Origin of the sequence: Acinetobacter sp. UBA3132 (assembly GCF_002364825.1) — a bacterium.
GTDB lineage: Bacteria > Pseudomonadota > Gammaproteobacteria > Pseudomonadales > Moraxellaceae > Acinetobacter > Acinetobacter schindleri.
The window spans coordinates 1-4,774 of the sequence record NZ_DEZM01000165.1 but is presented as its reverse complement, the minus strand read 5'-3'; the positions used below and the strand labels follow the sequence as shown (position 1 = coordinate 4,774).

General features: G+C 43.2%; 3 protein-coding genes. 2 read left to right on the top strand and 1 reads right to left on the bottom strand.

Features of this window, described 5'->3' with window-relative positions; genetic code table 11:
• Positions 1 to 96 precede the first annotated feature (96 nt).
• On the bottom strand, positions 97 to 2,991 hold the full coding sequence (locus B4033_RS08910; RefSeq protein ID WP_286833282.1) for a valine--tRNA ligase: 2,895 nt from the start codon (positions 2,989 to 2,991) through the stop codon (positions 97 to 99).
• Between the two features lie 188 nt (positions 2,992 to 3,179).
• On the opposite strand from B4033_RS08910, the gene B4033_RS08905 reads away from it, so the two are divergent.
• On the top strand, positions 3,180 to 3,854 hold the full coding sequence (locus tag B4033_RS08905; protein WP_008305002.1) for a hypothetical protein: 675 nt from the start codon (positions 3,180 to 3,182) through the stop codon (positions 3,852 to 3,854).
• Between the two features lie 17 nt (positions 3,855 to 3,871).
• Positions 3,872 to 4,678, top strand: coding sequence for an SDR family oxidoreductase (locus B4033_RS08900; RefSeq protein ID WP_286833281.1), 807 nt, complete (start codon positions 3,872 to 3,874; stop codon positions 4,676 to 4,678).
• Positions 4,679 to 4,774: the final 96 nt, after the last annotated feature.

Here is a 4,774-nt window from a genome sequence, read left to right as displayed (position 1 = left end):
TACTCATTTATTTTTTTTGATTATATATATAACTATATAAATATTATATAAAAATCCCCTCACTAAGAGGGAATTTTTTTGAATCAAATTACAGCATTAAAGCGCCGCAATTTGCTCCATATTCGCTTTAATCTTCGCTAACTGATCAGCAAATTCAGCAAGTTTTACTTTCTCACCTTCAACCACAGCCGCAGGTGCTTTTGCCACAAAACCTTCGTTAGACAGTTTAGTTGCAATTTGGTCATGCTGTTTTTGAACCTTGTCTAAGTCTTTTTGCAAACGACCCAATTCCGCTTTCGGGTCAATTAAGCCCTTCATTGGAACAAATACAGACACATGACCGACTACAGATGAAGAAGACAATGGTGGTTGTTCAGCATCCGCGAGGAAAGTAATGCTTTCAACTTTTGCCAATGCTTTAAACAACGGTTCAATACGAGCAATCTGTGCTTTTTCCGCATCAGTCGTGTTTTGAAGTAGAACAGGCAACAAGCGAGCATTACCTAGACCCATCTCACCACGGATGTTACGCACCGCACCAATCAAACCTTGTAACCATTGCATATCTGCTTCAGCTTGGTCATTGATGAGCGTTTGATCAGCAACTGGGTATTGCGCCAACATAATTGTTTCGCCAACAATGTTCAGTTTCGGTGCAAGCGTTTGCCAGATTTCTTCTGTAAGGTACGGCATCAATGGATGAGCCAAACGTAAAGACGCTTCCATCACAGAAAGAAGAACACGACGTACTTCAGCTTTACGCTCTTCAGACACATTTTCATCGTTCAGAACCGGTTTGGTTAATTCCACATACCAGTCACAGTATTCATTCCAGATGAACTCGTAAATCGCTTGCGCAGCCAAGTCTAAACGGTAGGTTGCAAATGCTGTTTGCACCGCTTGTTCCGCTTTTTGTAGACGGCTCACGATCCATTGTTCAGGCAATTCCCAAAGGTCTTGACGTGCTTCTGAACCAATCGTTTGACCTTCGACATTCATCATCACGAAACGCGTTGCGTTCCAGATTTTGTTGGCAAAGTTACGGTAGCCTTCAACACGTTTCATGTCGAACTTAATGTCACGACCTGTGTTCGCAAGCGCACAGAATGTGAAACGAACCGCATCTGTACCGTAAGATTGAATCCCTTCAGGGAATTCTTTACGGGTTGATTTTTCAATCTTCGCCGCTTGTTTCGGATTCATCAAACCTGTGGTACGTTTTTGTACTAAAGTTTCAAGATCAACACCGTCGATCAAATCGAGTGGGTCAAGGACATTACCCTTAGATTTAGACATCTTCTGACCTTCACCATCACGTACCAAACCATGTACATACACAGTTTTGAACGGTACTTGAGGTGTACCATCTTCATTTTTCATGAAGTGCATCGTAAGCATAATCATACGAGCAACCCAGAAGAAGATGATGTCGAAACCTGTTACCAATACATCAGTTGGGTGGAAGGTATTTAAGAAATAGTTTTCTTTATCTTTCGCTTCGTCGCCAGTCCAACCTAAAGTTGAGAATGTCCAAAGACCAGATGAGAACCATGTATCCAATACGTCTTCGTCTTGGTTCAACTCAACATCGGCAGGAATGTTGTTTTTCGCACGCACTTCAGCTTCGTCACGACCCACAAAGACATTACCTTGTGCATCATACCAAGCAGGGATACGGTGACCCCACCACAATTGACGTGAGATACACCAGTCTTGAATGTTGTTCATCCACGCCATATACATGTTGCTGTACTGCTCAGGAACGAACTTGATACGACCATCTTGAACCGCTTCAATTGCAGGTTTCGCAAGTGGCGCAATCTTCACATACCATTGGTCAGTCAATAACGGCTCAACGATTACGCCTGAACGGTCACCGCGAGGTGGTTTCAAGGTGTACGGTTGAATTTGGTCTAACCAACCTTCAGATTCAGCTTGTTCAACGAGCTTTTTACGTGCTTCAAAACGCTCTAAACCAATATAGTCTGCAGGCGCAGGAATCGTTTTAGAAATTTGCTCGCCCGCTTTTGCGATGTATTCAAATTCAGCCAACACTTCAGCATTTTTGTTGAAGATGTTGATGATAGGCAATTCGCAACGCTTACCCACTTCATAGTCATTGAAGTCGTGTGCAGGGGTGATTTTCACACAGCCTGTACCGAATTCTTTGTCTACATATTCATCTTTGACGATTGGAACAGCACGACCTGTGATTGGCAGAATGATGTTTTGTCCGACCAAGTGTGCATAACGTTCATCATCAAGCGCAACCGCAACCGCCGTATCACCGAGCAAAGTTTCAGGACGAGTCGTTGCCACAACGATATGATCTTTACCATCGTGCGTACGAAGTGACTTATCTTCAAAGAAATATTTGAAGTGCCACAGCGAACCTTGTTCTTCTTTATCAGACTCAACTTCCAGGTCAGACAGGGCAGTTTGCAGTTTAGGGTCCCAGTTCACCAAGCGTTTACCGCGGTAAATCAGACCTTCTTCATGAAGTTTAACGAACACTTCTTTCACTGCGTTAGATAGACCTTCATCCATGGTGAAGCGTTCACGTGACCAGTCAACTGAAGAACCTAGGCGACGGATTTGACGGGTAATGTTACCGCCAGATTGTTCTTTCCATTCCCATACTTTTTCGATGAACTTTTCACGCCCTAGGTCATGACGGCTGATGCCTTGCGCACCCAACTGACGCTCTACCACCATTTGCGTTGCAATACCTGCGTGGTCAGTACCCGGCTGCCAAAGTGTATTTTTACCTGACATACGGTTATAACGGGTTAAGGCATCCATGATGGCATTGTTAAAACCATGACCCATGTGCAAGCTACCGGTGACGTTTGGTGGCGGAATCATGATACAGAAAGACTCGCCTTTTTCAGACGGCTTGAAGTAACCGCGCTCTTCCCAGGTTTGGTACCATTTTTTCTCGATCTCGGTCGGATCGTAAGTTGTAGCAATATTTTGCGCTGAATCAGTCATAGTTCGAACAGATCAAAAGTGGATAAAAAATTGCGTCTATTGTAGCAAAAAAAATTGCACCTGCGGCAGCTTAACCAAAAGCAAACCTTAAGCAATTGGCAGTAAGCTGAACTCATCGTATGATAGCAAAAGCGCCAGACAACTCATCACAAAATTTAAATAACAAGATGAATATTAAGGATAAGAAGATGAGCTATAACATTTCCCTGAAAATACAGCCAGAAACTCACTATCGTTTCCGCGATATTCATTCCCGTCTCAATAGTGGTGATCAAACCAGTCTATCCAAAGCCCTGGGTGAAAACCTGACAGATATTGCCTGCGAAATTATCGATCAGGTCTTTGGCCGCCTTGCGCGTCTTTCAAATTCTGCGGACCGCGAGTCTGAAAAAGTGGTCCAGCAAATTGTCGAGACTACACGTAAATATATGCCATGGTCAGTATCATTTTTTGGCAATGAACGGCTGATTCCAATGGTGAATTATCTTTATGAAATGACCCATGAAATTGAAGGCGATTATTACGTGCGTTATCCTATTCAGAAGACGCTGGCGATCGAATTACTCGGCTATGTAAAAGAAATGGAAAGTGGCAATCATCACTGTGTTTCACCTGCCTTAAAGACCTTTATTGAAGTAGTGGATCAGGGGGTTACCCATCTGGTACGTCAACCCAAAAACATGCTGAAGTTCAATATGGTGGTTGATAAAACCCTGAATGGTGTGATTAATTTAACTACACAGCTCGGTTATAAGCGTTTTGACAAGTTGGGAAGCCTGTATGATGCGCCGACCATCAGTCATTACTTTGAGCATTTTTTAGCGTTTTTAGAAGATGAAGTAAAACAGACATCGGATATTTAAAAGAGATAGAGGGATCAATGGCAAAGCTGGAAAGTTTAAATGGAAAAGTGGTCTGGATCACGGGTGCATCTTCAGGAATTGGCAAGGCAGTCGCGCAGGAATGTGCATCACAGGGAGCGCAGGTAGTTTTAACGGCACGCCGTTTTGAAGAACTGGAAAATGTGCGTCTCAGTTTGCCCAATCCTGATCAGCATCTGTCTGTCATTGCTGACATTACCGATGAAACTCAGGTGGAAAAAGCCTATGCCAAGGTTTTGGAAAATAAAGGCCGGATTGACTGGCTGATCAATAATGCCGGTTTAAGTCAGCGTGCCTTGATTGCTGATACTACCATGCAGACTGAACGCGCCATTATGGAAGTGGATTATTTCTCGCAGGTGTTTTTGACTAAAACGGTCTTGCCAACTTTCTTGAAACAGCAGTCTGGACGTATTGCATTTATTTCCAGTGTAGCAGGTTTGCTGGGGACACAGTATCGCGCATCTTATTCCGCTGCCAAAGGTGCAATACATATGTGGGCGAACAGCCTGCGTGCTGAAGTGGCGGATCAGGGTATTCAGGTCTCAGTGATTTTCCCGGGCTTTGTCAAAACCAATGTCTCTTTTAATGCCTTAAATGGTGAAGGCAAACCGCAAGCCAAGCAGGATGAAGCAATTGAAAATGGTTTAGAGGCTGATGATTTTGCTAAACAGACGGTGAGGGCATTACAGCAGGGCGAGGAATATATTGTGGTCGGTGGCAAGAAAGAAAAACTGGGCGTAATGGTTTCACGTATTTCACCGAAGATGCTGTATAAAATGATTCGCAAGACTAAAGTGAAATAAATTATTTAGCATACATAAAAGGGCAGCATTGCCCTTTTTTGATATCCCTTAAAAGAGAAAATTAAAATAGATCTTTTTCATAAATCAAAAAATGAT

Excerpts from the sequence above, each read along its gene's own strand:
- B4033_RS08910 (WP_286833282.1), bottom strand. The coding sequence starts at position 2,991 with ATGACTGATTCAGCGCAAAATATTGCTACAACTTACGATCCGACCGAG.
- B4033_RS08905 (WP_008305002.1), top strand. The coding sequence starts at position 3,180 with ATGAGCTATAACATTTCCCTGAAAATACAGCCAGAAACTCACTATCGT.
- B4033_RS08900 (WP_286833281.1), top strand. The coding sequence starts at position 3,872 with ATGGCAAAGCTGGAAAGTTTAAATGGAAAAGTGGTCTGGATCACGGGT.